The organism is Aurantimonas aggregata, from assembly GCF_010500835.1.
Lineage (GTDB): Bacteria > Pseudomonadota > Alphaproteobacteria > Rhizobiales > Rhizobiaceae > Aurantimonas > Aurantimonas aggregata.
Genome location: NZ_JAAAMJ010000006.1, coordinates 95421 through 118027, shown reverse-complemented (window position 1 = coordinate 118027; position 22607 = coordinate 95421). Strand labels below are relative to the sequence as shown.

Genomic DNA, 22607 nt, shown 5'->3' with positions numbered 1-22607 from the left:
CGGCTCAAGACCACAATCGCGCGTTTCTTTCAAGTCTTGGCAGCGTGGCTCAGCCCGAGCCGAGGCGGTTGGCAGCTTCAAGCGCGGACTTCTGCGCTTCGGCGTCGAGGCCGCGGAAGAAATCGTCGAGGACCGGATCGGTGTTGGCGAGGCGCTTGGCCAGCACCGCCCATTTCGCAGCCTCCACCGTGTCCGGCTCGGTGCCGATGCCGTCCTTGTAGAGATGCGCGACGCGGTTGATGGCGATCGGGTTGCCGAGGTCGGCGGCGCGTCTGAGGAAGCGGAACCCCTCCTCCGGCCGGGCCTCCCCGCCCTTGCCGTTGATCAGCCAGATCCCGTACTCGACCTGGGCGGTGTCCTGGCCGTTGATCGCCGCCGCCCGCAGCCATGTGCGGGCACGGGCCGCGTCGGCGGCAACGCCCCGGCCATAGGCATAGAGCTGCGACATCGCATATTGCGCGTCCGGAACGCCGGCATTGGCAGCTTTCTCGAACAGCGGCCGGGCCTCGTCGAACCCGGCGGTGGGCGCGGCCTCGATCAGCATCTGCGCATAATTGTACTGCGCCAGCGGCAGGCCCTGGTCGGCCGCCGCCTTCATCAGGTCGCGCGACTGGGCGAGGTCTTCCTTGCCGGCCGTGCCGTCGAGCAGCATCATCGCGTAGCGGAACTGCCCCTCGGCGCTGCCCGAATTTGCGGCGGCCTCATACCATTTGGCTGCCGCGGCAAGATCCTGGGGCACGCCGAGGCCGCGCGAATAGATTTCGCCGAGCAGCGTCTGCGCCGCCGGGTCGCCGAGATTGGCCAGCGGCTCGGCGATCTTCAGGGCGGAGAGGTAGAAGCCGCGCTGGAAGGCGCCGTAGGCGAGATCGGCTCTTGCCGGCGCTGCGGCAGCGGGCGCTGCCTGTTCCGGCACCGCGGACGGCGTCGGCAGATCCTCGCCCTGCGAGCCGCGCAGCATCTCGTCGATCGTCACCTTGCCGTCGTCCTCCTGCGCCGCCGCCGGGACCGCGGCGAGCGCGGCCAACCCGCCCAGCAGCGGCGCGAGCACCCGAAGCAGGCGAAGACGCATCACGCCGCCTCGCTTTCCATATATTCGTCGAACAGGGCATTGGCGCGGGCGACCGCGGCTCCGGCGGCCTGCGGGTCGGCAAAGACCGCCGTCGACACCGCGACAAACTCCGCGCCCGTCAACGCCGCCTCGGCAACGCTCTCGATGCTGCGGCCGGCCATCACGATGCAGGGGAGCTCGACGATATCGGCCCACCATTCGGCCATCTCGAGGTTCTTCTCGTGCGCCTCGTCGGCCAGATCGGCGCCGAGGCGGCCGAAGAACAGATAGTCGGGGAGCTTCTCGCCGGCCTCCAGCGCCTCGTGGCGGGTCTCGAAGCCGGACCCGCCGACGATCAACTTCGGCGCGAAACGCTCGATCGTCTCGGCCAGGGCGGCGATGTCGCCGCCGGTCACGTGGATGCCGTCCGCGCCGACCCGGCCGGCGCAGCGGGTGTCGTCGACGATGATCGCCGCGGCGCCCGCCTCCTGGATCATCGGCACCAGCAGCTCGGCGAGGCGCTGGAACGCAGCGTCGTCGCGCCCGGCGGGGTCGATGATGACGGAGGCGACGTCGCCGCCGGCGAGCGCCGCGCGCATCGCAGTCTCCGCATCGGCGTCGGAAAGCGGCGTGGTGATGAGGACGAGCCTCGGACGGATCAGGTCTTCATTCATCGGCGGACGGCGTTCTCGCGGGAGTTCTGGCTGGTTCGTGGCGACACTTGGACGCCCGCGGGGGTTTTAGCAAATCCCGCGCGGCTTGCGAAACCGGCCGTGCACACAAGCGCGCGAACGGCGGCCACGCTGCCGGCCATGGTTGCGGGGGCCCGGCGCCGACCGTAAGGATGGCGACCGATCGTCACCGGACCGGCCAGCGCTTGATCACCGACCCGCTCTTCTACGTCTTCGCCGTTCCCGCGGTCATCCTCGTCGGCCTGTCGAAAGGCGGCTTCGGCGGTTCGATCACGCTGCTCGGCGTGCCGCTCATGGCCTTCGTCATCGACCCGGTCGCGGCCGCCGGCATCCTCCTGCCGATCCTCGTCGCGACCGACCTGATCGGCCTCGTCGCCTGGCGCCGCGAGTTCGACCGCAAGGTGCTCCTGTCGATGCTCCCGGCGGCGTTCGGCGGCATCGCGTTCGGCTATTTCGCCGCGGCGCTGATCCCGGCGGACGGTTTCCGCGTGCTGCTCGGGCTGTTGTCGCTGTGGTTCGCCCTCCAGTGGTTCCTGTCGTCGCGCCATCACGAGCACGCGCGGGCGCCGAACCGGCTGCGGGCCGGCTTCTGGGGCGCGATGTCGGGCTTTGCGAGCTTCGTCAGCCATGCCGGCGGGCCGCCCTACCAGGTCTACGTCCTGCCGCTGCGACTGACGCCGCCGGTCTATGCCAGCACCTCGGTGGTGTTCTTCGCCGCCGTCAACGCCGCCAAGCTGCCGGCCTATTTCCTGCTCGGGCAGTTTTCCGCCGAGAACCTTGCCACATCGGCGGTCCTGCTGCCCGTCGCCCTCGTGACCACGCTTGCCGGCGTCTGGATCGTGCGGCGTATCGATCCGGCGTCGTTCTACTGGGTCACCTATGGCGTCCTGATCCCGGTCGGGGCGAAGCTCGTCTATGACGGAGTGGTCGGCCTGGCGTCGTGATGACGGACGCTTCGCGGTCTTCTATGGTTTCCCGCAACGGCGGAACGCCGATCGGGGGGAACCATGGGCATTTACGACGACAATCTCGACCGCAACCCGGCGAACCACCAGCCGCTGACGCCGCTCACCTTCCTGTCGCGCGCGGCACAGGTGCACCCAGACCGGGTCGCGATCATCCACGGTTCGCTCCGCCGGACCTATGCGGACTTCTACCGCCGTTCGCGGCAGCTCGCCTCGGCGCTGGAGCGCCGCGGCGTCAAGCGCTGCGAGACGGTCGCGGTGATGCTCTCGAACACGCCGGCGATGCTCGAGGCCCATCACGGCGTGCCGATGGCGGGTGCCGTGCTTTTGTCGATCAACACGCGGATGGACGCCGCGATCGTCGCCTTCCAGCTCGACCATGCCGAGGCGACAGTAGTGATCGTCGACCGGGAGTTCTCCGCGGTGATGCGCGAGGCGCTGGCAATGGCCGCGTGCCGGCCGCTGGTGATCGACTACGACGATCCGGAGTTTCCCGCCGACGCCCCGGCTCAGAAGGGCGACCTCATCGGCAGTCTCGAATACGAGGCGCTGCTGGCGGAGGGCGACCCCGCCTACGACTGGCAGATGCCGGGCGACGAATGGGATGCGATCTCGCTCAACTACACGTCCGGGACGACCGGCAACCCGAAGGGCGTCGTCTACCACCACCGCGGCGCGGCGCTGATGGGCTATGCCAACGTCATCGCCGCCGGGCTCGGGCGATACCCCGTCTATCTGTGGACGCTGCCGATGTTCCACTGCAACGGCTGGTGCTTCCCCTGGACGCTGGCGGTGCAGGCCGGCACGCATGTCTGCCTGCGCTGGGTGCGGGCGAAGGCGATGTACGCGGCGATCGCCGAGCACGGCGTCACCCATCTCTGCGGCGCGCCGATCGTCATGTCGATGCTGATCAACGCCGACGACAGCGAGAAGCGGGCCTTTGCGCAGGGCGTCGCCTTCAACACCGCGGCCGCGCCGCCGCCGCAGGCGGTGCTGGCCGGGATGCGCGACGCCGGTTTCGAGGTGACGCATCTCTACGGGCTGACCGAGACCTACGGGCCGGCGGTGGTCAATGAATGGAAACCGGAATGGGACGGTCTCGAGGGACCGGCCCGCGCCGCGCAGACGGCGCGGCAGGGCGTGCGCTATCCGGCGCTCGAAGACCTTGCCGTGATGGATCCGGCGACGATGGCGCCGGTTGCCGCCGACGGCGAGACGATCGGCGAGGTGATGTTCCGCGGCAATATTGTCATGCGCGGCTACCTGAAGAACCCGGACGCCTCGGCGGAGGCGTTCCGCGGCGGCTGGTTCCACTCGGGCGATCTCGGCGTGATGCACGAGGACGGCTATGTCGAGCTCAAGGACCGGGCGAAGGACATCATCATCTCGGGCGGCGAAAACATCTCGTCGATCGAGGTGGAGAACGCGCTGTACCTCCATCCGGACGTGGCGACGGTGGCGGTGGTGGCAAGGCCCGACGAGAAATGGGGCGAGACGCCGCTGGCCTTCGTCGAACTGAAGCCCGGCCGCAGCGTGACCGCCGAGGCGCTCATGGAACACTGCCGGGCGCATCTGGCGCGGTTCAAGTGCCCGAAGGAAATCCGCTTCGCCGAGGTGCCACGAACATCCACCGGCAAGATCCAGAAATACGTGCTGCGAAAGATGCTCGAATAAAGGGTCGGCGACCGGGCGCGGGGCGTTCCCGCACCCGGCGAAAGGCTCAGTTCCTGGGCTGGCGGAGACGTTCGATCTCGTCCTTCAGCTTCAGCTTCCGCCGCTTCATCTCCGCAAGTTCCGCGTCGGTCATGGCCGGCTTCAAAACCAGGGCGCTCGAAATCTCGTCATCCAGCGCCGTGTGGCGTTGTTCGAGCGTCGCGAGATGGGTATCCAAGGACATGGCTTCTCCCTTCGTGAGTGAGGCCGCGGCCCCGACTGCGGGACCGCGACGTCGACCGTTCGAAGGTGTCATAATTCGGTAGCACTGTCGAACGGCTGACAGGTCCATTGCTATCGCCTCAATGCGGCATTTGTTAATCATCGCCGAGCCCGCACAATGGCAATGCCGGGGCACGATTCGACGGCGAGCAGACGTTCCGAAAGGATGATGATGGCGGATCAGGAACAGGCGGGCCTGAGGCTCCAGGTCGCGCGCCTGCGGCAGGAACATGCGGATTTCGACGCCGCCGTGAATGCGATGGAGGCAATGGGCTGCGACAGGCTTCAGGTGCAGCGCATGAAGAAGAAGAAGCTCGCGATCAAGGACCGCCTGCAGGACCTCGAGGACCAGATCATCCCGGACATCAGCGCATGAGCCAGGCCGCCACCCCCGTCGCCATCATCATGGGCAGCCAGTCGGACTGGAGCGTGATGAAGAACGCCGCCGACACGCTGGACGCGCTCGGCGTGGCGTTCGACGCGCGGATCGTCTCGGCGCACCGCACACCGGAACGGCTCTACGAATTCGCCCGCGGCGCACGCGACGCGGGCTTCAAGGTCATCATCGCCGGCGCCGGCGGCGCGGCGCATCTGCCGGGCATGACCGCCGCCCTCACCCCACTGCCGGTCTTCGGCGTGCCGGTCGAAAGCCGGGCGCTGTCCGGCAAGGACAGCCTGCTGTCGATCGTGCAGATGCCGGCCGGCATTCCGGTCGGGACGTTGGCGATCGGCCGGGCCGGCGCGGTCAACGCCGCCCTGCTCGCCGCCGCCGTGCTGGCGCTCTCCGACGATGCCCTCGCCGCCCGGCTCGATGCCTGGCGGCAGGCCCAGACGGACGCCGTCGCGTCCGAGCCGCGGGACGAGGCATGAACGGCGCGCCTTTGCCCGCCGGCAGCATGATCGGCATCATCGGCGGCGGCCAGCTCGGCCGCATGCTGGCCATGGCCGCGGCTCGCCTCGGCTATCGCCTCACCGTCCTCGACCCGGACGCCGGTTGTCCGGCGGCGCAGGTGGCAAGCGAGATCATTGTCGCTTCCTATGACGATGTCGGCGCACTCGGCCGGCTCGCCAAAAGCTGCGATGTCGTCACCTACGAATTCGAGAACGTCCCCGTCGAGCCGGTGCGCGCGGCGATCGGCGTGGCGCTGCTCTATCCGCCTGCCGAGGCGCTCGAAGTCGCGCAGGACCGCGTGGTGGAAAAGGCGTTTCTCAACGGCATCGACGTCGAGACCGCCGAATGGCGGGCCGTCGATTCGATCGAGGAACTTGGCCATGCGCTGCTCGATCTCGGCGGCGACTGCATCCTGAAGACCCGCCGCTTCGGCTATGACGGCAAGGGCCAGGCGATCATCCGGCCGAACGGCCCCTATGCCGACGCCTTCGAGAGCCTCGGCAGCGTGCCGTCGATCCTGGAAAAGAAGGTCCCCTTTGCCTACGAATGCTCGGTGATCGCGGCGCGCGGCACGGATGGCGCCGTCATCGCCTATGATCCGGCAGAGAACGTCCACAGTCTCGGCATCCTGCGGCGCTCGACCGTGCCGGGGCGGGTGAGCCCGGGCGTGGCCGAAGCCGCCAAGGCGATCGCCGCCCGCATTGCCGAGCGGCTCGGCTATGTCGGCGTCATCGGTGTCGAGTTCTTCGTGCTGGCCGACGACAGCCTGCGGGTCAACGAGATCGCGCCGCGCGTCCACAATTCCGGCCACTGGACTGAAGCCGCCTGCGCCGTGTCGCAGTTCGACCAGCATGTCCGGGCCATTGCCGGCCTGCCGCTCGGCGATCCCGTCCGGCACTCGGACTGCGTCATGGAAAATCTCATCGGCGACGAGATCGGCCGCGTCGCCGAACTGCTCGCCGAGCCGGAGACCGTGGTGCATCTCTACGGCAAGGCGGCGGCCCGGCCGGGCCGCAAGATGGGCCATTTCACCCGTCTGGCGCGCCGATAGATGGCGATGGTCGCGGCGGCCGACACAATCGCCCGGCTCGGCCACGACTCGTTGACAATGCCGGCGGGCAAAGCTATCTCCGCAGCACTTGCGTAGCAGGCCTCGGCCAGCGCGCCCCTTCCCTATGCGGCGGAACGGAAAGGATCCGATCGTCGCTTCAGACGATCCGGTGATGTCATGAAGATCAAGAATTCGCTCAAGGCACTGAAGACCCGCCACCGCGCCAACCGCTTGGTTCGCCGCAAGGGCCGCGTCTATATCATCAACAAGGAAGCCCCGCGCTTCAAGGCCCGCCAGGGCTGATCCCGAGCCGGCCGCCTTCGGGCAGGCCGCTCACCGATATTTCAGTTTGACGGCGCGCACGGGAGACGTAGGTTCTTCCCATGCGCGCCGTTCTGATTTCTACCGCCCTCAGCCTCATCCTCGCGTCTTCGGCAGTCTCCCCTGCCCTCGCGCAGGGCGTCGAGCCGCCGGCGGCCTTGCCCGAGGCGTCGCCGGATATGGCGCCGGGCCCCGAGGACCCGCCGATGGTCCTGCCGGCACCGGACGAGGACCTCGAAGAATCACCCGACGCCTTCGGCAGCGAGCCGCTTCCCGACGGGGACGCGCAGGAAGCCGCCGTGACCGACGACGACCCGGCGACGCCGGAGCGGACCATCGACGGGCTGTTCGCCGAACTGCGCAAGGAACCCGACGAGGGCAAGGCGCGCCTGATCGCCTCGCGGATCGAGCGGCAATGGCGACGCAGCGGCAGCGCCACGATCGATCTCCTGATGCTGCGTGCCGCCAAGGCGATGTCCGAGGAAGACAGTGCCGCGGCGCGCGACCTGCTCGACCAGGCGCTGGTGCTCGCGCCCGATTATGCCGAGGCATGGAATCGCCGCGCGACGCTGAGCTTCACCACCGATGACTGGGGCAAGTCGCTCGCCGACATCGAGCAGACGCTGCTCCGCGAGCCGCGCCACTGGGGCGCCCTCATGGGCCTTGCCACGATCCTCGAGCGGACCGGCCACAAGGACAAGGCGCTCGAGGCCTACATGCAGGTGCTCAGCGTCTATCCGTCGCTCAAATCGGCGCAGGACGCCGCCGGGCGGTTGTCCGATGAACTGGTCGGCCCGCTGCTCTGAGCTCGGCGGCAGGCGAGCGAGCACTTTATTTGCTGTAAATCACAGGGATAACGGCGTCATGACAGCATTGCTGGAACAAGCCCTGGAGCGAGTCCGGACCCTGCCTGCTGAACTGCAGGATGAGTACGCGCGCATCCTTCTGCGCCTGACTGGCGACGACGACGCCGTCTATCAACTGTCACCGGGGGAAGAAGCCGATCTCATCGAGGCCGAGGCCGAAGTCCGGCGCGGCGAGATAGCCACGGATGCGGCGGTAAGCGCTGTCTTCTCAAAATATCGCAATTGAAGCAGCGCTGAAGAGAGCCGCTCGCGCATAACAAATGTCGCGAGCGGATCTCATCGAGGCTTGCAGCAGCGTCAGACGGCGGAGAGGCCATCCGAACCGATATAGGCGATGCGCAGCATGTTGGTCGCGCCGGGGGTGCGCAGCGGCACGCCGGCCGTGACGATCAGCCGTTCGCCCGATCGGGCATAGCCCTGCTCGACCGAAATGCGGCAGGCGCGATCGACCATGTCGTCGAGATCCTGCGCGTCCTCGGTGACGACGCAATGCAGGCCCCAGACAAGCGACAGGCGGCGGGCCGTCTCGACCACCGGCGACAGCGCCAGGATCGGGATCTGCGGCCGCTCGCGGGCCGTGCGCAGGCCGGTGGTGCCGGTCGCCGTATAGGTCACGATCACCGCGACGCCGAGGGTCTCGGCCATCTGCCGTGCGGCGAGCGAGACGGCGTCGGCGCCGGTCGGCTCGGGCGCCGGACGCTGGGCGAAGATGATGCCGGGATAGAGCGGATCCTTTTCGACCTGCACGGCGATGCGGTCCATCGTCGCGACCGCCTCGACCGGATAGTCGCCGGCGGCCGATTCCGCCGACAGCATGACCGCGTCGGCGCCCTCGTAGACGGCGGTGGAAACGTCCGAGACCTCGGCGCGCGTCGGCACCGGCGCGGAAATCATCGATTCCAGCATCTGCGTCGCGACGACCACCGGCTTGCCGGCCTTGCGGGCGGCACGGGTGATGCGCTTCTGGATGCCGGGGACGGTCTCGAGCGGCAGCTCGACGCCGAGATCGCCGCGGGCGACCATGATCGCGTCCGACAGCTCGATGATCTCGTCGAGGCGCTCGACCGCCTGCGGCTTCTCGATCTTCGACAGGATGAAGGCGCGGCCGCGGGCGATCTTGCGGGCCTCGGCCAGATCGTCGGGGCGCTGGATGAATGACAAAGCCACCCAGTCGACATTCTCGGCCAGCACCGCGTCGAGATCGCGGCGGTCCTTGTCGGTCAGCGCGCCAGTGGCGAGCGTCGTGTCGGGAAGGCTGACGCCCTTGCGATCGGAGATCTTGTCGCCGGCGACGACGCGGCACTTGATGTGGTGCTGGTCGGTAGAGATGCAGACGAGCTGCAGCCGGCCGTCGTCGATCAGCAGCCTATGACCCTCCTGCACCGCCACGAGGATCTCGGGATGCGGCAGGTAGACCCGCGTCGGGTTGCCGGGCGTCGGGTCGTCGTCGAGGGTGAATTCCTGGCCGACGGCGAGGGTGACCTTGCCGTCCTCGAAGGGGCCGACCCGCAGCTTCGGTCCCTGGAGGTCGGCGAGGATGCCGATCGGCCGCCCGACCGCTTCCTCGACCCGGCGGATCCGCTTGACCAGCTCCCGCATCGTGTCGTGATCGGCATGGCTCATGTTGATCCGGAAGACGTCGGCACCTGCCTCGTGCAGCTTGCGGATCATCTCCTCCGACGACGAAGCGGGTCCGAGCGTGGCGAGAATCTTGACCCTGCGATTGCGTCTCATTGTGTATCCGTACCTTCGCGCGGCGCCTCGGTCAGCTGGACCATCCAGCTGGCCTGCTCGCCTGTGTCGTATTCGCGGAAGCCCATCTTCTGGTATCCGCGCTGGAAGCAGTCCTTGACGCCGGCGATCTTGAACTCGTTCTCGGCGATGCAGAGGCTGACGGAGCCAGCCCAGCGGCCGTTTCCGTCGGCATCCTCGGCGTAGAGGTAGTAATAGCGGGACGACAGCGGCCCCTCGATGATCGACTTGCAGGTCGTCGCCGGGATGCGCCACCAGCCTTCGGTGGTCCAGCCTGCCTCGGCGCGATAGCCGATGGCGACGCCGACCAGCGACTGCGTGCCGTTGCAGACGCGGAAATCGGCCTTTGCGGCGTCGGCCGTGAGCGGCGCCGACAGGATGGTGAGGCCGATGGCCGTCACGCAGGCTGCCGCGCCGTTCCAAAGCCAGCGCAGGGAGTCAGATTTCATCACGCTATCCTCGCTTGCGGATCGGGTCGCAGAATGCCTCTTCTTCGCATAGCGGCCAATGCTGTCAACGCGATGACTTGCGTGAGGCTGCCCTGGCGCAGCTTCCGGCCACCGGGGCGGCCCCGCGCTGAAGCTGCCGAGTGCCGCCGATCGCACCGGCGGCGAAGCATTGCCGGCCCCCAACGCGCACGACCTGCTCCGCACCTAGCCTATCGCGCCGCAATAGGCGAGCCCGGCCATCACCGCCCCCGGGCTTGATCCGTGTCGCGGCGGGGGCGATATGCGGGGCTTGGGACCAGCAGAGCCGCACAAGGAGCCGCAAGCATGGACGAGATCAGCGACAGGCAGCGCCTCGAATACGAAGCCGCCGCATTCCGGCGGCTGCGCGATCACCTGCGCGCCCGCACCGATGTGCAGAACATCGACATGATGAATCTCGCCGGCTTCTGCCGCAACTGCCTGTCCAACTGGTTTCGCGACGCGGCCGCTGCGGACGGGCAGGAAATCTCGAAGGACGAGGCGCGGGAAATCGTCTACGGGATGCCCTACGAGGTGTGGCGCGAGACCTACCAGACGGAAGCCGCCCCCGATTCCCAGGCGCGCTTCGAGACGTCGCGCCCGCACGACTGACGAGAGATACGCCCGGCCTTCGCGCCGGCCCATTCAACGAATCGCCCGCGTCTGCTAGGCCGCTGCGCGAATGCCGCATGACGGCGCCATACGGAGACCCGACATGTCCGACGTGCATGATGTCGCTCAGGATCAACTACGCTCCTTCGTCGAGCGGATCGAACGACTCGAGGAAGAGAAGAAGACCATCGCGGACGACATCAAGGACGTCTATGCGGAAGCCAAGGGCAACGGCTTCGACACCAAGGTGCTGCGGCGGGTGATTTCGCTGCGCAAGCAGGACCAGAACGAGCGCCAGGAGCAGGAGGCGATCCTCGACCTCTATCTGCAGGCACTCGGCATGGCTGCCGATCTCGCCAAGGACTGACTTCCCGATCGACAAGAAAAAGGCCCGCGGGCGAAAGCCGGCGGGCCTTTTTTCATGGCGACGGCAGCAGGCTGCCGCCGGATCAATTACCGGGCTGCGGCACGGCGCCGCTTGTGGCCGAGGCCCATCTGCTTGGCGAGACGCGAACGCGCCGCCGCGTAGTTCGGGGCGACCATCGGGTAGTCCGAAGGCAGATCCCACTTCTCGCGGTAGTCCTCGGGCGTCAGGCTGTAGTGGGTCATCAAATGGCGCTTCAGCGACTTGAACTTCTTGCCGTCCTCGAGACAGATGATGAAGTCATCGGTGACCGACTTCTTCACCGGCACGGCCGGCTTCGGCTTCTCGGCCAGAGGCGCCTGCGGCGCGATGGTGGTGCGTCCGAGGGCGCCATAGACGTCCGAGATAAGTCCCGGAAGCTCAGACACAGGCAGAGAATTGTTGCTGACATAGGCGGCGACCACTTCGGCCGTCAGTTCCATCAGCATCTCGTTGTTGTCGACGTTTTCGATCTGATCCATGTTTTTTCCAATCGTGTGCGAAGAGGGAGGCGGACTAGCTGGTCCGCAGTGGTGATCTCCGCGGCAGCGTACATGTTACGTGCGATTCGGCGGTACGATGCGTCATACAACGACCTTAGAGATCCGTATTCATAGTTCTATACTTAGTGTCAAGCGAAGGCTTTACAATCCCAAGGTTTTTCATTTCCGAGTGGTCATGGGATCATTCAATCGCGAGCATAGCCGGACTACGGCGACGTGATCATCACGCGCCGGCAAGAATTCACAGAGCCCATCATTTCCACGCTGACCTACGCTGTCACAATTCAATTCCTTCAGGCGAAGTTTTCCGCCCGCGGTTCAGCGACGATCCCAATATTTTCAGGCCGAATTGATTTCGCCAGTGAGTTGCAGGCGTACCGCATCCGCACGTTTTGCTCGCGCCGGAACACCTATTTCGGAACTACCGACGATTCCGGCGACAGCGGCGCGGCCTATAGCTCTGCGGTATTTTGAAAATGCGCGAGTTTGCCAAGGGTTCCGCCGCATATCACGGCGTGGAAGACCTTGGCGTTCGCTGTTGCGGCAAAGGCCGAGGGAAGCCGTTGGCCGCCAAAGCGCATGACGCCCACTCACCTGATGCCGAACGCATCGGGAGCAAGCAGCGGGCCGGTTGCCGCTGCTTGCCCCCGATGGATGCTTCCAGACGTGTTCTGCGGCGACCTGTCGCGCAAGAACAGTCGGCTGCGCTGCTACTGCAGCTTGACGAGCGGCAGGAAGGTCACCGCCGAACCCGAGAAGCGACCGGTCTTCTGCGCAGCGGTTGCGGGCGCGAAGCCTGCGGCGAACACCGATGACGGGATGTCGCTGACCAGACTCTTCCCGTCCGGCATCTGCTGCGGCTCGCGGGCGCGCTGGGCAGGATCGGCGACCAAAGCGGCGACGGCGATGCGCGAAGCGATGGCTTCCTGGGGGTCGACGGTGATGGCCTTGGCCGGCGGAAGGGTCGCTTCCTTCAGCACACGTCCGCCCTTGCCTTCGACCAGCGGCGCCCGCGCCGGCTGCACCAGCGGAGTTGGCCGGCTGGATGCGGCGGTGATCAGGGAGGCGACCTGGGTGGCTTCCGGCTTGACCAGCGGCCGCGGCGAGGCAGCCGGAACCGGGGCGGCCGCGACGACCGTCGGCGCGGCCGGAGCGCTAGCGGGCGCGGCGGCAGGGGCCGGTGCCGGCGCGGCGGCAACCACAGCCGGCTCGTTCAGTACGGCGTCGAATTGCGGCCGGTCACGCGGTGTCGGCACGGCATAGGCCATCTCACCCATGGCAACCGTCTCGGCGGCCTGGGTCTCGAGGGCTGCGACCAGGGATGAAACGGCGTCGGGCTCGGCTGCGGCGGGCACTTCCGCGATGGCTTCAGCCATGGCGCGCGATGGCGCCCAGGTCGGGACCGGGATCTTGGCAGACTCCAACGACGCGACCTCGGTCTCGGTGGCCGGGGCACTCGCACGGGCTGGCGAGCTCACGTCGAAGCGGTCGCCGACGGGCACGGCGACGGCATTCGGCTGGGTCTGGTTCGGGCGGGACTGCGGCGTCACGGCGGCGACGACGACTTCAGGCGCCGCCTGGCGCGGCGTACGGGCTGCCGGGGCGGCACGGGCTGGCGCCGCGACCTCCGCCTCGTCGTCGGCCTCGTCTGCTCCGCCGCCGAACAGCATGGCGAGAAGCGTCTTGCCCCCACCGCCCGACGAACTGGCGTTGGCAACCTGGATGTCCGAGGCGCCCTTGCGCTGCTTGTAGGAGGCGAGCGCCTGCTGGTAGCCGGGCAGCGGCTTGCCGTCTGACGGAACGTGCACGGTATTCCCCTTCGGGAAGACGGCAACGAGTTCCTTGCGGCTCATGCGCGGCCAGTGGCGGGCATTGCCGACGTCGAAGTGCACGAAGGGCGAGCCGGATTTCGGATAATAGCCGACGCCGCCGACCTGCATCTTCAGGCCGATGTCGCGCATCTTCTTGATCGGCACGCCCGGGATGAAGAAGTCCATCGCCTTGCCGGCCGTGTGCTGGCTGGTCTTGGCGACGCCGGAACTGCGCGAACGCAGCATGTTGTTGGTAGCGGAGGAGCGGTAGGAGCTGACGACGTTGATGGCGTTGCGCGAGCCTGTCTGGCGGTAGGCTTCCCAGACGAGATCGATGAGGCGGGGATCGATCGTGGTCGGCTCGTTGCGGCGCCAGTCGCGCAGGAACCAGTTGATCTTCTTCATCTCGGCCGCGACGTAGCGGCCATTGCGCTTGTAGGCGAAGGAGCCCTGCTCTTTGTTGTGAACGTTGTAGAGCTTGATGACCCTTGTCTCGGCCTTGGCCGCCGTCGTAGCCCCCAATCCGAACATGACGAGAGCGGCGAGCATCGCGATGCGCTTGGCCAAGCGGCCCGCGCGGGCGGTGTGTCCGAGCATTCGGTGTTTCCCCTCAAAAACCGCTGCAGGCCCCGCGCCTGTCCCCCGGGGCACTGCTGTCATAGGAACTGTCACCCCACACGTCCAGTTTTTCCAAAACTGCGGCATCAAGATGACAGTCGCCAAACTTCCTGCGGATTTTGCTCCGAAAGCGTTAAGCTCCAATTAAGGTTATTTGCCCGGGACTTGGCTACTGCTCGGCGCATCGCCGCGTTAGATTCGCCGGTCGGAACGTCAGGCGCCGATATTGTATTCGCGCATCTTGCGGTAGAGCGTCGATCGCCCGATGCCCAGCCGGCGGGCGATCTCGCTCATCTGCCCGCCATACTGGCAGAGCGCCACACGGATGACATCCGCCTCGATATCGTCGATGCGGCGGATCTGTCCCGCCTCGTCGCGCAGGGGAAATGCCGTCGGCGCAACGTCAGTCTCCAGGCTCGTCGGGCTCGGCACCGCATTCGGCTCGCTTGCGTCATCGGGCGCGCTGCCGGATACCACTGCCGCCGGCCGCGACGTCGCCGAGACCAGCGCGGCGACATGGGCGAAACCCGCCGCTTCGAGGATTTCCGACTCGCTGAGCACCAGGGCGCGGTAGACCGCATTCTCCAGCTGGCGGATATTGCCCGGCCAGTCGTATCGCTGCAGCAGGTCGAGCGCGCCGCGCGACAGGCGGCGCCCGGGTGCCTGCCGCTCGACCCGCCCGAAGCGCTCCAGACAGCCGCTTGCGAGGTGGGAAATTTCGTCCCGACGCTCGCGCAACGGCGGGACGTGGATCTCGAAGGCGTTCAGCCGGTAGTAGAGATCCTCGCGGAATCGGCCCGTCGCCACGGCGGCCGCAAGGCTGCGATTGGTTGCCGAGATGATCCGCACGTCGACGCGGCGCCTGGCCGAGCCCCCGACGAGATCGACTTCGCCCGTCTGCAACACGCGGAGCAGCTTGACCTGAGCGGCCATGGACAGTTCGCCCACCTCGTCGAGGAAGAGCGTGCCACCCTCGGCCTGCAGGAACTTGCCGTCATGGCGCCGTCCGGCGTCGGTGAAGGCACCTTTCTCGTGTCCGAAGAGGATGCTTTCGGCGAGGTCGGCGGGGATGGCGCCGCAGTTAAGCGTCACGAAAGGGCGCTCGGCGCGGTCGCCTTCAGCCTGGATCGCAGCGGCCAGCCATTCCTTGCCGGCACCGGTCTCGCCCTCGATCAGCACCGGGATGGCCGAGCGGGCCGCCTTCGCCGCCGCCAGCAGAACCGGGCGGAGCGCTGGGGACGCGTTGGTCTCTGCCAGCAGCTTTCGTGTCCTCGCCGCCGAAACCGGCCGACGTGGCGCGGCCTGCATGCGGGCGGCGCTGCCCAGCACGTCGCGCAGCTTCTCCGGGGAGAACGGCTTCACGAGAAAGTCGAACGCCCCCGCCCGCATCGCCTCGACGACCGTCTCGATCGAGCCCTTTGCAGTCTGGACGACGACGGGAATCTCTATTTCCTGGCGGCGCATCTCAGCCAGAACATCGAGGCCGCCGGAATCGGGCATCATCAGGTCCAGGACGACGGCCAGGATCGACCCGCGATGCTTGCCGTCGAGCGCGTCCAGCGCGGTGCGGCCGCCGGCGCAGCAAATCGGGGTGTAGCCCATGCGCGCGACTTGGGCGTCGAGCAATCGGCGTTGTATAGGATCGTCGTCGACAATGAGTACAGTTCGCGACACGTCAGCCTCCGACCTCGTCACGGCGCGAGGATGACCCAATTTGGCACGACCGACTGAAATTCGGCTGAACGGACGTGATCAACGACCGCGATCCGATTTGGCGACAATTCGAACGATTCGGCTGATGGCCGCCTGCCCTCCAGAACGAGCATGACGCGATGAACCTGCCCTTCCGTCCGATCTTCTCCGCCCTCGAGGCTGCCGGCGACGGCACCGCCGCGCTGCCGGAGTGGAACCTCGCCGACCTCTATCCGTCGATGGACAGCCAGGAGCTCGCCGACGATCTGGCCGAGGCGCGCCGCCTCGCCGAGGCCTTCCAGGCGCGCTGGCGCGGAACGCTGACCGAGGCGGCGACGACCGGGGAGCCGAGCCTTGCCGAAGCGGTCGTCGCCTTCGAGGCGCTTGAGGAACTGCTCGGTCGGATCATCTCCTATGCCGGCCTGATCTATTCCGGCGACACGTCCGATCCGACGCGCGCCAAGTTCTACGGCGACATCCAGTCGGCGGTAACCGACATCTCGTCGCGTCTCTTGTTCTTCCCGCTGGAGCTCAACCGGATCGACGATGCGGTGGTCGATGCGGCGATGGATCGGGACCCGGCGCTCGCCCACTACCGGCCGTGGCTGGTCGACCTTCGCCAGGACAAGCCGTTCCAGCTGGAGGACCGGGTCGAGGAGCTTTTCCACGAAAAGGCGATCACCGGCCGGGGCGCCTGGAATCGGCTGTTCGACGAGACGCTGACCTCGCTGCGCTTCACCGTCGACGGCGACGACCTGGCGCTGGAGGCGACCCTCAACCTCCTGCAGGACCCGGATGGCGAGAAGCGCCGCAAGGCGGCGAGCGCGCTGGCCAACGTCTTCAGCGACAATCTGCGAACTTTTACGCTGATCACCAACACGCTGTCGAAGGACAAGGAAATCTCCGATCGCTGGCGCGGTTTCGAGGACGTCGCCGATTCGCGCCACCTCGCCAACCGGGTCGAGCGGGAGGTGGTCGACGCGCTGGAGAAGGCGGTGTCGGATGCCTATCCGTCGATCTCGCACCGCTATTACGCCATGAAGGCGAAGTGGCTGGGGCTCGAGGTCCTCGACTTCTGGGATCGCAACGCGCCGCTGCCGGACGCCCGCCGCCGCGACATTTCCTGGGACGAGGCCCGCGAGACGGTGCTGTCGGCCTATTCCGGCTTCTCGCCGGAGATGGCCGCGATCGCCGAGCCGTTCTTCAGCAATGGCTGGATCGACGCGGCGATCCGGCCCGGCAAGTCGCCGGGTGCCTTCGCCCACCCGACGGTGCCGAGCGTCCATCCCTATGTGCTGCTCAACTATATGGGCAAGCCGCGCGACGTGATGACGCTAGCGCACGAACTCGGCCATGGCGTCCACCAGGTGCTGGCCGGGCGCCAGGGCGCGCTGATGGCGGCGACGCCGCTGACGCTGGCCGAAACTGCCTCGGTTTTCGGCGAGATGCTGACCTTCCGCTCGCTGCTGGACCAGACCAGGACCAAGGCTGAGCGCAAGACGCTGCTCGCCTCCAAGGTCGAGGACATGATCAATACGGTGGTGCGCCAGATCGCCTTCTACCAGTTCGAGCGGGCGCTGCACGAGGAGCGCCGGCAGGGCGAGCTGACGACGGAGCGGATCGGCGAGATCTGGATGGACGTCCAGGCCAGGAGCCTCGGCCCGTCGCTGCGGCTCGGCGACGGCTACGAGACCTACTGGACCTACGTGCCGCACTTCATCCATTCGCCGTTCTACGTCTACGCCTACGCCTTCGGCGACTGCCTGGTGAACTCGCTGTACGCGGTCTACGAGAACTCCGAATCCGGCTTCCAGGAGAAGTATTTCGCGATGCTGAAGGCCGGCGGCACCAAGCATCACTCCGAACTCCTGAAGCCCTTCGGCCTCGACGCCTCCGACCCGGCCTTCTGGTCGCGCGGCCTGGCGATGATCTCCGGCTTCATCGACGAGCTGGAAGCGATGGAGGATTGAACCTCCAGATCATCCCCATTCATCACCCCATTCCAGCCGCCGCGCCGAGCGGAAGGTCTCGCCTTCGCGCTTGGTCACCAGTCGCTCCTGCAGCGTGCCGCCGGCGGTGCAGAGCTTCAGCTGGACCTTGCCGCTGCCGCTGCGCGGCGGCGCCAGTACCCGCGCTGCAGGCGGGGCGGCGGGCTCGCGGGCGACGGCGAGATAGATGAACTTCTCGTCCTCGTAGGGCACGGTGCCGCCCTTGGTCAGGCGATGGGTGCGCGAGCGCTCGACCCGTTCGGCGAAATGGCACCAGTCGGGCGGCGTCAGCGGACAGGCGGCGGCATGCGGGCACGGCGCCAGGATCGCGCCGCCTTCGGCCAGCAGCTGGTCGCGTGCTGCGAGGATGCGGCGCCAGCCCGCCGTGGTGCCGGGCTCGACGATCACCAGCACGTGGCGCGTCAGGCGCCAGAGGTCGGCAACGAGGCGGGGGATGGCGGCCGGCGGCAGTTCGTCGAGGACATAGGCGAGCGAGACGAGGTCGGCCGGCTCGCGGGCCGAAAGGCCGGACAGGGCATCGCCCGCGACCCATTCGACATCGACGACAGAGTCCGACAGGCCCGCATCGCAGAGCGCCTGGCCGACTGCCATGGCCGGTGGGCTGGCCTCGACCAATGTCGCCGCGACAAGGCTGTCGAACGCGTCGAGGGCGGCCCAGAGCGCGGTGCCCGGCCCTGCCCCGACGTCGAGCAGCGTTCGCGGGGTAAAATCCGGCTGACGCCGGGCGACTGCGGCAAGGCTCGCCCTCACCGCGGCGAAGGTTGCCGGCATTCGGGCCGCCAGATAGGCCAGCACCGCCGCCTCGCCGTCCAGATGGCGTTTGCCGTCGCGCGTCTCGGCACGGTAGCGTTGCGACAGTCGTGCGCCTTCGGTGCGCAGACCGGCGAGGGGCCGGTCGTCTAGATGAGCGTCGAGGGCAAGCCGCAAGGCCGGGGGAAGCTGCATTCAGGTCTCGGTCGTTGCGGTCTCGGAGGGAGATGAGCGAGGGATATCTGACCGCCCTGAGACGCAGGGCGACACTGACGTCGGAGCGCCGGTCAGGGCCCTCGCCCTTTCATTTGTCACCTAACTGTCCTAGCCCGTGTCTTAAATCTGTACTAGCGCCTTCGCCGAAACCCCTCGGCACAATTCAACTACCAGGAGGGCTGTCCGTGAAACGTGACAAGCACCCGATACACGCAAAGATTTCAGGGCCCATCGTGATGATCGGCTTTGGTTCGATCGGCAAGGGAACCCTGCCACTGATCGAGCGGCATTTCGACTACGACAAGTCGCGCTTCACCGTCATCGATCCGAACGATGCCGACAAGGCGCTCCTCGACGAGCGCGGCATCCGCTTCGTCAACGAGGCGGTGACCAAGAAGAATTACGAGGAACTGCTGACGCCGCTGCTGACCGAAGGCAAGGGCCAGGGCTTCTGCGTCAACCTGTCGGTCGATACCGGCTCGCTCGACCTGATGAAGCTCTGCCGCAAGCTCGGCGTTCTCTACATCGACACGGTCGTCGAGCCGTGGCTCGGCTTCTACTTCAACGAGTCGCTGTCCAACGCCGATCGCACGAACTATGCGCTGCGCGAAACGGTGCGCAAGGAGAAGCGCAAGCATCCGGGCGGCACCACGGCCGTCTCCTGCTGCGGCGCCAATCCGGGCATGGTCTCATGGTTCGTCAAGCAGGCGCTGATCGACGTGTCGCGCGAGATCGGCCTCGAATCCACCGAGCCGACCGCGGACGATCGCGAGGGCTGGGCGAAGTTGATGAAGCGCGTCGGGGTCAAGGGCATCCACATCGCCGAGCGCGACACCCAGCGCGCCAAGGCGCCGAAGCCGCTCAACGTGTTCTGGAACACCTGGTCGGTGGAAGGCTTCCTGTCGGAAGGCATGCAGCCGGCGGAGCTAGGCTGGGGCACCCATGAGAAGTGGATGCCGAAGAACGCCCGCATGCACAAGAAGGGCCACCAGTCGGGGATCTTCCTCGAACAGCCCGGCGCCAACACGCGGGTCCGATCCTGGTGCCCGACGCCAGGGCCGCAATACGGCTTCCTCGTCACCCACAACGAGTCGATCTCGATCGCCGACTATTTCAGCCATCGCAACCGCGACGACGAGGTGACGTACCGGCCGACCTGCCACTACGCATATCACCCGTGCAACGACGCGGTGCTGTCGCTGGACGAACTGTTCGGCGCGGCCGGCAAGATCCAGCCCGAGCATCACGTGCTCGACGAGAGCGAACTTCTCGACGGCGTCGACGAGCTGGGCGTGCTGCTCTACGGCCACGAGAAGAACGCCTACTGGTATGGCTCGCAATTGTCGCTCGAAGAGGCGCGCAAGCTGGCGCCCTACCAGAGTGCCACCGGCCTGCAGGTGAGCTCTGCGGTGCTCGCCGGCATGGTGTGGGCGCTGGAGAACCCCGAAGCGGGGATCGTCGAGACCGACGAGATGGATTACCGGCGCTGCCTGGAAGTGCAGCAACCGTATCTCGGCCCGGTCAAGGGCTACTATACCGACTGGACGCCGTTGAAGGACCGCCCGGGATTGTTCCCGGAAGACCTCGACGACAAGGATCCGTGGCAGTTCAGGAACATCCTCGTCAGGTGATCGTTTTGCTCCGGCCCGATCATCTTGGTCGGGCTGGTAAAGCGTGCGCTTTACCATTAGGTGGCTACAAATGTACCACCGCAATGGAGCATGTGATGACCGACAACGATGCCCGGCGCCAGGTGGTCGAGGCTGTAATGGACGCGGTGATGTCGGGCACGCCCGGCAACATTGCGCGCCATTTCGCGCCCGGCGCGGTATTCTCCCAGCGCAGCAACGACGCGATGGCCGATGCCCCCTGGTTCGGGCGAATGGAAGGCGAGTTCCGCCTGCAGGGCGAGGAGGAGGCGACCGCCTTCCTCCAGGAATTGATGAAGCGGACCAACTACATCTCCTACGAGCCCCGCGGCATCGTCTGCGAGCTCGACGAAGCCGCCAGCCGCTGCGACTGGACGCGCCGGGACGAGCAGACCGGAACCCTGATCACCGGCACGACGATGTACTGGTTCGCCTTCACCACCGACGGCCGGATCCGCTCGATCGAGACGATCGGCTCGATCCATTCCGTCCTGGCCCTGCGGCGGCCCGAAACTGTCTGATCCGCACCGTCGCGGCGCGATGACAGTGTTGCGGGAATGGGTTAACCTTGGCATCAGCGACCCTGGAATCATGCCGCGTGCCTGATTGCCGCTCGTAATGTTGTGTTCCGCGCGAGCCGTTGGCAGCGCAGTCGAAGGACTTTTGCATGCGCCGTTCTGCCTTGTGCCTTGCCCTGCTGACCCTCACTCTTGCGGCCTGCCAGTCGGAACGCCAGGCTTCGCTCGCGCCATCCCTGCCGCCGCAGCAGCAGATGCCGCTCGGTGTCGAAGGCAGCTGGCGCAATGTCGGCGGGCCTGTTCCCTATAATGCCCGGTTCCAGAACGGCCGTTTCACCTCGGCCGAAAGCGCCACCAACGGCCTGCTCGCCGAAGGCACCTACACGACAACGGGCGCCGGCCAGATCCAGATCAACTACCGTTCGCTGCAGCGAAACCAGCAGCTGGCCGCCAACTGCAACCACGCCGCCGGGCAGATGACCTGCACCGCGGCCGACGGTTCGAGCTTCAGCCTGGCGCGCGGCTGAGCAATTCGTCGCACCGGCAAGACGGTCCGTCGCGTTTCGCCTGGCGGTAAACGCGCCTATATCGCCTGTCAGAGACGGCGCATGGGGGCACGGACACCAGTGGGCCGGTCGACATGGCCGTGCCGCGGGAAGCGGAGTGCCGAAACTGCTTGAGGATGCGACCATGAACGCCCTGACCAAGACCATCGCGGAGCGGGCGACGGGCCCGCTGCCTGCCGGTCATCCGACGGTGAAGCAGCCGAAGGTCGGCGTCCTGCTGGTCAATCTCGGGACCCCGGACGGGACCGACTTCAAGCCGATGCGCCGCTACCTGAAGGAGTTCCTCTCCGACAAGCGGGTCATCGAATGGCCCCGGGCCGCCTGGTACCCGATCCTCTACGGCATCGTGCTCAACACCCGGCCTAAGAAGTCGGGCGCTGCCTATGCCGAGATCTGGAACCACGAGCGCAACGAGTCGCCGCTTCGAACCTTCACCCGGGCGCAGGGCGAGAAGCTGGCGCTGCGGCTCGCGGGACGGGGCGAGATCGTCGTCGACTGGGCGATGCGCTACGGCAATCCGTCGATCGCGGCGCGGACCGACTACCTGCTCGAGCAGGGCTGCGACCGGATCCTCGTCTACCCGCTCTATCCGCAATATGCGGCGGCAACGACGGCGACGGTGAACGACAAGTTCTTCGAGCACATGATGAGCAAGCGCTGGATGCCGGCGGTCCGGACCGTGCCGCCCTATCACGACGAGCCCATCTACATCGACGCGCTCGCCCGCTCGATCGAGACGCATCTGGCGACGCTCGACTTCGAGCCGGAGCGGGTGATCGCCTCCTATCACGGCATTCCGCAGAGCTATTTCCGCAAGGGCGATCCGTATCACTGCCACTGCCAGAAGACCTCGCGGCTGCTGGAAGAGCGGCTCGGCTGGCCGAAGGGCCGGCTGATGACCTGCTTCCAGTCGCGCTTCGGCCCGGAAGAGTGGCTGCAGCCCTACACCGACAAGACCGTCGAGGCCCTGGCGAAAGAGGGCATCAAGCGGATTGCGGTGTTCAATCCGGGTTTCGTCTCCGATTGCCTGGAGACGCTCGAGGAAATCGCCGGCGAGGCGGGCGAGATCTTCCACGAGGCGGGCGGCGAGCACTTCGCCCACATCCCGTGCCTGAACGATTCCGAGCCCGGCATGGACGTCATCGAAGCGATGGTGCGGCGCGAGCTGCGCGGCTGGGTCGACTGACAAACGGACACGGCTTGCCGCGGCCCGGTCGGGCACCGATAGTCAATCCCGCTGCGGTGCCTCGAGACCGCAGCCAGTCGCGTTG

General features: G+C 66.8%; 25 protein-coding genes. 16 read left to right on the top strand and 9 right to left on the bottom strand.

Going from position 1 to position 22607, the window contains the following annotated elements; translation table 11 throughout:
• Positions 1–49 precede the first annotated feature (49 nt).
• Positions 50–1069: a tetratricopeptide repeat protein gene (locus GTW51_RS10615; RefSeq protein ID WP_163043897.1), complete on the bottom strand. Its 1020-nt coding sequence runs from the start codon at positions 1067–1069 to the stop codon at positions 50–52.
• Positions 1069–1722 carry a thiamine phosphate synthase gene (locus GTW51_RS10610; protein ID WP_163043896.1) on the bottom strand — a complete coding sequence of 218 codons (654 nt, stop codon included), beginning with the start codon at positions 1720–1722 and terminating at the stop codon, positions 1069–1071. Before GTW51_RS10610 ends, GTW51_RS10615 begins: the two co-directional genes overlap by 1 nt.
• Before the next feature lie 170 nt (positions 1723–1892).
• Between GTW51_RS10610 and GTW51_RS10605 the strand changes: the two genes are divergently transcribed.
• On the top strand, positions 1893–2684 hold the full coding sequence (locus tag GTW51_RS10605) for a sulfite exporter TauE/SafE family protein (RefSeq protein ID WP_163043895.1): 792 nt from the start codon (positions 1893–1895) through the stop codon (positions 2682–2684).
• Between the two features lie 63 nt (positions 2685–2747).
• Positions 2748–4379: an acyl-CoA synthetase gene (locus tag GTW51_RS10600; RefSeq protein WP_163043894.1), complete on the top strand. Its 1632-nt coding sequence runs from the start codon at positions 2748–2750 to the stop codon at positions 4377–4379.
• A gap of 46 nt (positions 4380–4425) precedes the next feature.
• Here the strand turns inward: GTW51_RS10600 and GTW51_RS10595 are convergent, their stop codons facing one another.
• Entirely contained in the window at positions 4426–4602 is a 177-nt protein-coding gene (locus tag GTW51_RS10595; RefSeq protein ID WP_163043893.1) for a YdcH family protein, read from the bottom strand.
• Positions 4603–4812: 210 nt separating this feature from the next.
• Between GTW51_RS10595 and GTW51_RS10590 the strand changes: the two genes are divergently transcribed.
• The 6 genes from GTW51_RS10590 to GTW51_RS10565 all read left to right on the top strand — a co-directional run bounded on the left by GTW51_RS10590 (position 4813) and on the right by GTW51_RS10565 (position 7996).
• Positions 4813–5016, top strand: a complete 204-nt coding sequence (locus tag GTW51_RS10590; RefSeq protein ID WP_163043892.1) for a YdcH family protein — start codon at positions 4813–4815, stop codon at positions 5014–5016.
• On the top strand, positions 5013–5510 hold the full coding sequence (purE, locus tag GTW51_RS10585) for a 5-(carboxyamino)imidazole ribonucleotide mutase (protein ID WP_163043891.1): 498 nt from the start codon (positions 5013–5015) through the stop codon (positions 5508–5510). Before GTW51_RS10590 ends, purE begins: the two co-directional genes overlap by 4 nt.
• A complete protein-coding gene (locus tag GTW51_RS10580) occupies positions 5507–6583 on the top strand; it encodes a 5-(carboxyamino)imidazole ribonucleotide synthase (protein WP_163043890.1) in 1077 nt (358 codons plus the stop codon). Before purE ends, GTW51_RS10580 begins: the two co-directional genes overlap by 4 nt.
• A 177-nt stretch (positions 6584–6760) precedes the next feature.
• Positions 6761–6886, top strand: coding sequence for a type B 50S ribosomal protein L36 (gene ykgO / locus GTW51_RS10575; RefSeq protein ID WP_163043889.1), 126 nt, complete (start codon positions 6761–6763; stop codon positions 6884–6886).
• An 80-nt stretch (positions 6887–6966) separates the two neighbouring features.
• Positions 6967–7710: a tetratricopeptide repeat protein gene (locus GTW51_RS10570; protein WP_163043888.1), complete on the top strand. Its 744-nt coding sequence runs from the start codon at positions 6967–6969 to the stop codon at positions 7708–7710.
• 58 nt (positions 7711–7768) lie between these two features.
• Positions 7769–7996: a hypothetical protein gene (locus GTW51_RS10565; protein ID WP_163043887.1), complete on the top strand. Its 228-nt coding sequence runs from the start codon at positions 7769–7771 to the stop codon at positions 7994–7996.
• Positions 7997–8067: 71 nt separating this feature from the next.
• Here the strand turns inward: GTW51_RS10565 and pyk are convergent, their stop codons facing one another.
• Both pyk and GTW51_RS10555 read right to left on the bottom strand, forming a co-directional pair.
• Entirely contained in the window at positions 8068–9504 is a 1437-nt protein-coding gene (pyk, locus tag GTW51_RS10560) for a pyruvate kinase (RefSeq protein WP_163043886.1), read from the bottom strand.
• Positions 9501–9971, bottom strand: coding sequence for a DUF1036 domain-containing protein (locus GTW51_RS10555; RefSeq protein WP_246232941.1), 471 nt, complete (start codon positions 9969–9971; stop codon positions 9501–9503). Before GTW51_RS10555 ends, pyk begins: the two co-directional genes overlap by 4 nt.
• 324 nt (positions 9972–10295) lie before the next feature.
• Between GTW51_RS10555 and GTW51_RS10550 the strand changes: the two genes are divergently transcribed.
• Both GTW51_RS10550 and GTW51_RS10545 read left to right on the top strand, forming a co-directional pair.
• Positions 10296–10601 carry a DUF1244 domain-containing protein gene (locus GTW51_RS10550; RefSeq protein WP_163043885.1) on the top strand — a complete coding sequence of 102 codons (306 nt, stop codon included), beginning with the start codon at positions 10296–10298 and terminating at the stop codon, positions 10599–10601.
• Between the two features lie 103 nt (positions 10602–10704).
• Positions 10705–10968, top strand: a complete 264-nt coding sequence (locus GTW51_RS10545) for a DUF2312 domain-containing protein (RefSeq protein WP_163043884.1) — start codon at positions 10705–10707, stop codon at positions 10966–10968.
• Between the two features lie 86 nt (positions 10969–11054).
• Here the strand turns inward: GTW51_RS10545 and GTW51_RS10540 are convergent, their stop codons facing one another.
• Positions 11055–11486 (bottom strand): Ros/MucR family transcriptional regulator, encoded by a 432-nt coding sequence (locus tag GTW51_RS10540; RefSeq protein WP_163043883.1) that lies wholly within the window; start codon positions 11484–11486, stop codon positions 11055–11057.
• A gap of 237 nt (positions 11487–11723) precedes the next feature.
• Between GTW51_RS10540 and GTW51_RS10535 the strand changes: the two genes are divergently transcribed.
• Positions 11724–11981: a hypothetical protein gene (locus GTW51_RS10535; RefSeq protein WP_163043882.1), complete on the top strand. Its 258-nt coding sequence runs from the start codon at positions 11724–11726 to the stop codon at positions 11979–11981.
• Positions 11982–12217: 236 nt separating this feature from the next.
• Here GTW51_RS10535 and GTW51_RS10530 read toward each other — a convergent pair whose 3' ends face one another.
• Both GTW51_RS10530 and GTW51_RS10525 read right to left on the bottom strand, forming a co-directional pair.
• Entirely contained in the window at positions 12218–13915 is a 1698-nt protein-coding gene (locus GTW51_RS10530) for a peptidoglycan L,D-endopeptidase MepK (RefSeq protein WP_163043881.1), read from the bottom strand.
• A 234-nt stretch (positions 13916–14149) separates the two neighbouring features.
• Positions 14150–15610: a sigma 54-interacting transcriptional regulator gene (locus tag GTW51_RS10525; RefSeq protein ID WP_163043880.1), complete on the bottom strand. Its 1461-nt coding sequence runs from the start codon at positions 15608–15610 to the stop codon at positions 14150–14152.
• A 158-nt stretch (positions 15611–15768) separates the two neighbouring features.
• Here GTW51_RS10525 and GTW51_RS10520 point away from each other — a divergent pair, with 158 nt between their 5' ends.
• Complete coding sequence (locus GTW51_RS10520; RefSeq protein ID WP_163043879.1) at positions 15769–17598, top strand: M3 family oligoendopeptidase; 1830 nt, start codon at positions 15769–15771, stop codon at positions 17596–17598.
• A 9-nt stretch (positions 17599–17607) separates the two neighbouring features.
• Here GTW51_RS10520 and GTW51_RS10515 read toward each other — a convergent pair whose 3' ends face one another.
• Positions 17608–18582 carry a small ribosomal subunit Rsm22 family protein gene (locus GTW51_RS10515; RefSeq protein WP_163043878.1) on the bottom strand — a complete coding sequence of 325 codons (975 nt, stop codon included), beginning with the start codon at positions 18580–18582 and terminating at the stop codon, positions 17608–17610.
• 257 nt (positions 18583–18839) lie between these two features.
• Here GTW51_RS10515 and GTW51_RS10510 point away from each other — a divergent pair, with 257 nt between their 5' ends.
• From GTW51_RS10510 to hemH, 4 genes are all read left to right on the top strand, one after another.
• Positions 18840–20234 carry a homospermidine synthase gene (locus tag GTW51_RS10510; RefSeq protein ID WP_163043975.1) on the top strand — a complete coding sequence of 465 codons (1395 nt, stop codon included), beginning with the start codon at positions 18840–18842 and terminating at the stop codon, positions 20232–20234.
• Between the two features lie 95 nt (positions 20235–20329).
• On the top strand, positions 20330–20773 hold the full coding sequence (locus GTW51_RS10505) for a nuclear transport factor 2 family protein (RefSeq protein ID WP_163043877.1): 444 nt from the start codon (positions 20330–20332) through the stop codon (positions 20771–20773).
• Positions 20774–20919: 146 nt separating this feature from the next.
• Positions 20920–21297, top strand: coding sequence for an Omp10 family outer membrane lipoprotein (locus tag GTW51_RS10500; RefSeq protein WP_163043876.1), 378 nt, complete (start codon positions 20920–20922; stop codon positions 21295–21297).
• 163 nt (positions 21298–21460) lie between these two features.
• The gene (gene hemH, locus GTW51_RS10495) at positions 21461–22522 is read left to right on the top strand and encodes a ferrochelatase (protein WP_163043875.1); all 1062 of its coding nucleotides are present in this window, start codon (positions 21461–21463) and stop codon (positions 22520–22522) included.
• The last annotated feature ends 85 nt before the right edge of the window (positions 22523–22607 follow it).

What these genes read in the sequence shown, in the direction of transcription:
- GTW51_RS10615 (WP_163043897.1), bottom strand. Translation starts at nt 1,069, where the DNA reads ATGCGTCTTCGCCTGCTTCGGGTGCTCGCGCCGCTGCTGGGCGGGTTG.
- GTW51_RS10610 (WP_163043896.1), bottom strand. Translation starts at nt 1,722, where the DNA reads ATGAATGAAGACCTGATCCGTCCGAGGCTCGTCCTCATCACCACGCCG.
- GTW51_RS10605 (WP_163043895.1), top strand. Translation starts at nt 1,893, where the DNA reads ATGGCGACCGATCGTCACCGGACCGGCCAGCGCTTGATCACCGACCCG.
- GTW51_RS10600 (WP_163043894.1), top strand. Translation starts at nt 2,748, where the DNA reads ATGGGCATTTACGACGACAATCTCGACCGCAACCCGGCGAACCACCAG.
- GTW51_RS10595 (WP_163043893.1), bottom strand. Translation starts at nt 4,602, where the DNA reads ATGTCCTTGGATACCCATCTCGCGACGCTCGAACAACGCCACACGGCG.
- GTW51_RS10590 (WP_163043892.1), top strand. Translation starts at nt 4,813, where the DNA reads ATGGCGGATCAGGAACAGGCGGGCCTGAGGCTCCAGGTCGCGCGCCTG.
- purE (WP_163043891.1), top strand. Translation starts at nt 5,013, where the DNA reads ATGAGCCAGGCCGCCACCCCCGTCGCCATCATCATGGGCAGCCAGTCG.
- GTW51_RS10580 (WP_163043890.1), top strand. Translation starts at nt 5,507, where the DNA reads ATGAACGGCGCGCCTTTGCCCGCCGGCAGCATGATCGGCATCATCGGC.
- ykgO (WP_163043889.1), top strand. Translation starts at nt 6,761, where the DNA reads ATGAAGATCAAGAATTCGCTCAAGGCACTGAAGACCCGCCACCGCGCC.
- GTW51_RS10570 (WP_163043888.1), top strand. Translation starts at nt 6,967, where the DNA reads ATGCGCGCCGTTCTGATTTCTACCGCCCTCAGCCTCATCCTCGCGTCT.
- GTW51_RS10565 (WP_163043887.1), top strand. Translation starts at nt 7,769, where the DNA reads ATGACAGCATTGCTGGAACAAGCCCTGGAGCGAGTCCGGACCCTGCCT.
- pyk (WP_163043886.1), bottom strand. Translation starts at nt 9,504, where the DNA reads ATGAGACGCAATCGCAGGGTCAAGATTCTCGCCACGCTCGGACCCGCT.
- GTW51_RS10555 (WP_246232941.1), bottom strand. Translation starts at nt 9,971, where the DNA reads ATGAAATCTGACTCCCTGCGCTGGCTTTGGAACGGCGCGGCAGCCTGC.
- GTW51_RS10550 (WP_163043885.1), top strand. Translation starts at nt 10,296, where the DNA reads ATGGACGAGATCAGCGACAGGCAGCGCCTCGAATACGAAGCCGCCGCA.
- GTW51_RS10545 (WP_163043884.1), top strand. Translation starts at nt 10,705, where the DNA reads ATGTCCGACGTGCATGATGTCGCTCAGGATCAACTACGCTCCTTCGTC.
- GTW51_RS10540 (WP_163043883.1), bottom strand. Translation starts at nt 11,486, where the DNA reads ATGGATCAGATCGAAAACGTCGACAACAACGAGATGCTGATGGAACTG.
- GTW51_RS10530 (WP_163043881.1), bottom strand. Translation starts at nt 13,915, where the DNA reads ATGCTCGGACACACCGCCCGCGCGGGCCGCTTGGCCAAGCGCATCGCG.
- GTW51_RS10520 (WP_163043879.1), top strand. Translation starts at nt 15,769, where the DNA reads ATGAACCTGCCCTTCCGTCCGATCTTCTCCGCCCTCGAGGCTGCCGGC.
- GTW51_RS10515 (WP_163043878.1), bottom strand. Translation starts at nt 18,582, where the DNA reads ATGCAGCTTCCCCCGGCCTTGCGGCTTGCCCTCGACGCTCATCTAGAC.
- GTW51_RS10510 (WP_163043975.1), top strand. Translation starts at nt 18,840, where the DNA reads ATGATCGGCTTTGGTTCGATCGGCAAGGGAACCCTGCCACTGATCGAG.
- GTW51_RS10505 (WP_163043877.1), top strand. Translation starts at nt 20,330, where the DNA reads ATGACCGACAACGATGCCCGGCGCCAGGTGGTCGAGGCTGTAATGGAC.
- GTW51_RS10500 (WP_163043876.1), top strand. Translation starts at nt 20,920, where the DNA reads ATGCGCCGTTCTGCCTTGTGCCTTGCCCTGCTGACCCTCACTCTTGCG.
- hemH (WP_163043875.1), top strand. Translation starts at nt 21,461, where the DNA reads ATGAACGCCCTGACCAAGACCATCGCGGAGCGGGCGACGGGCCCGCTG.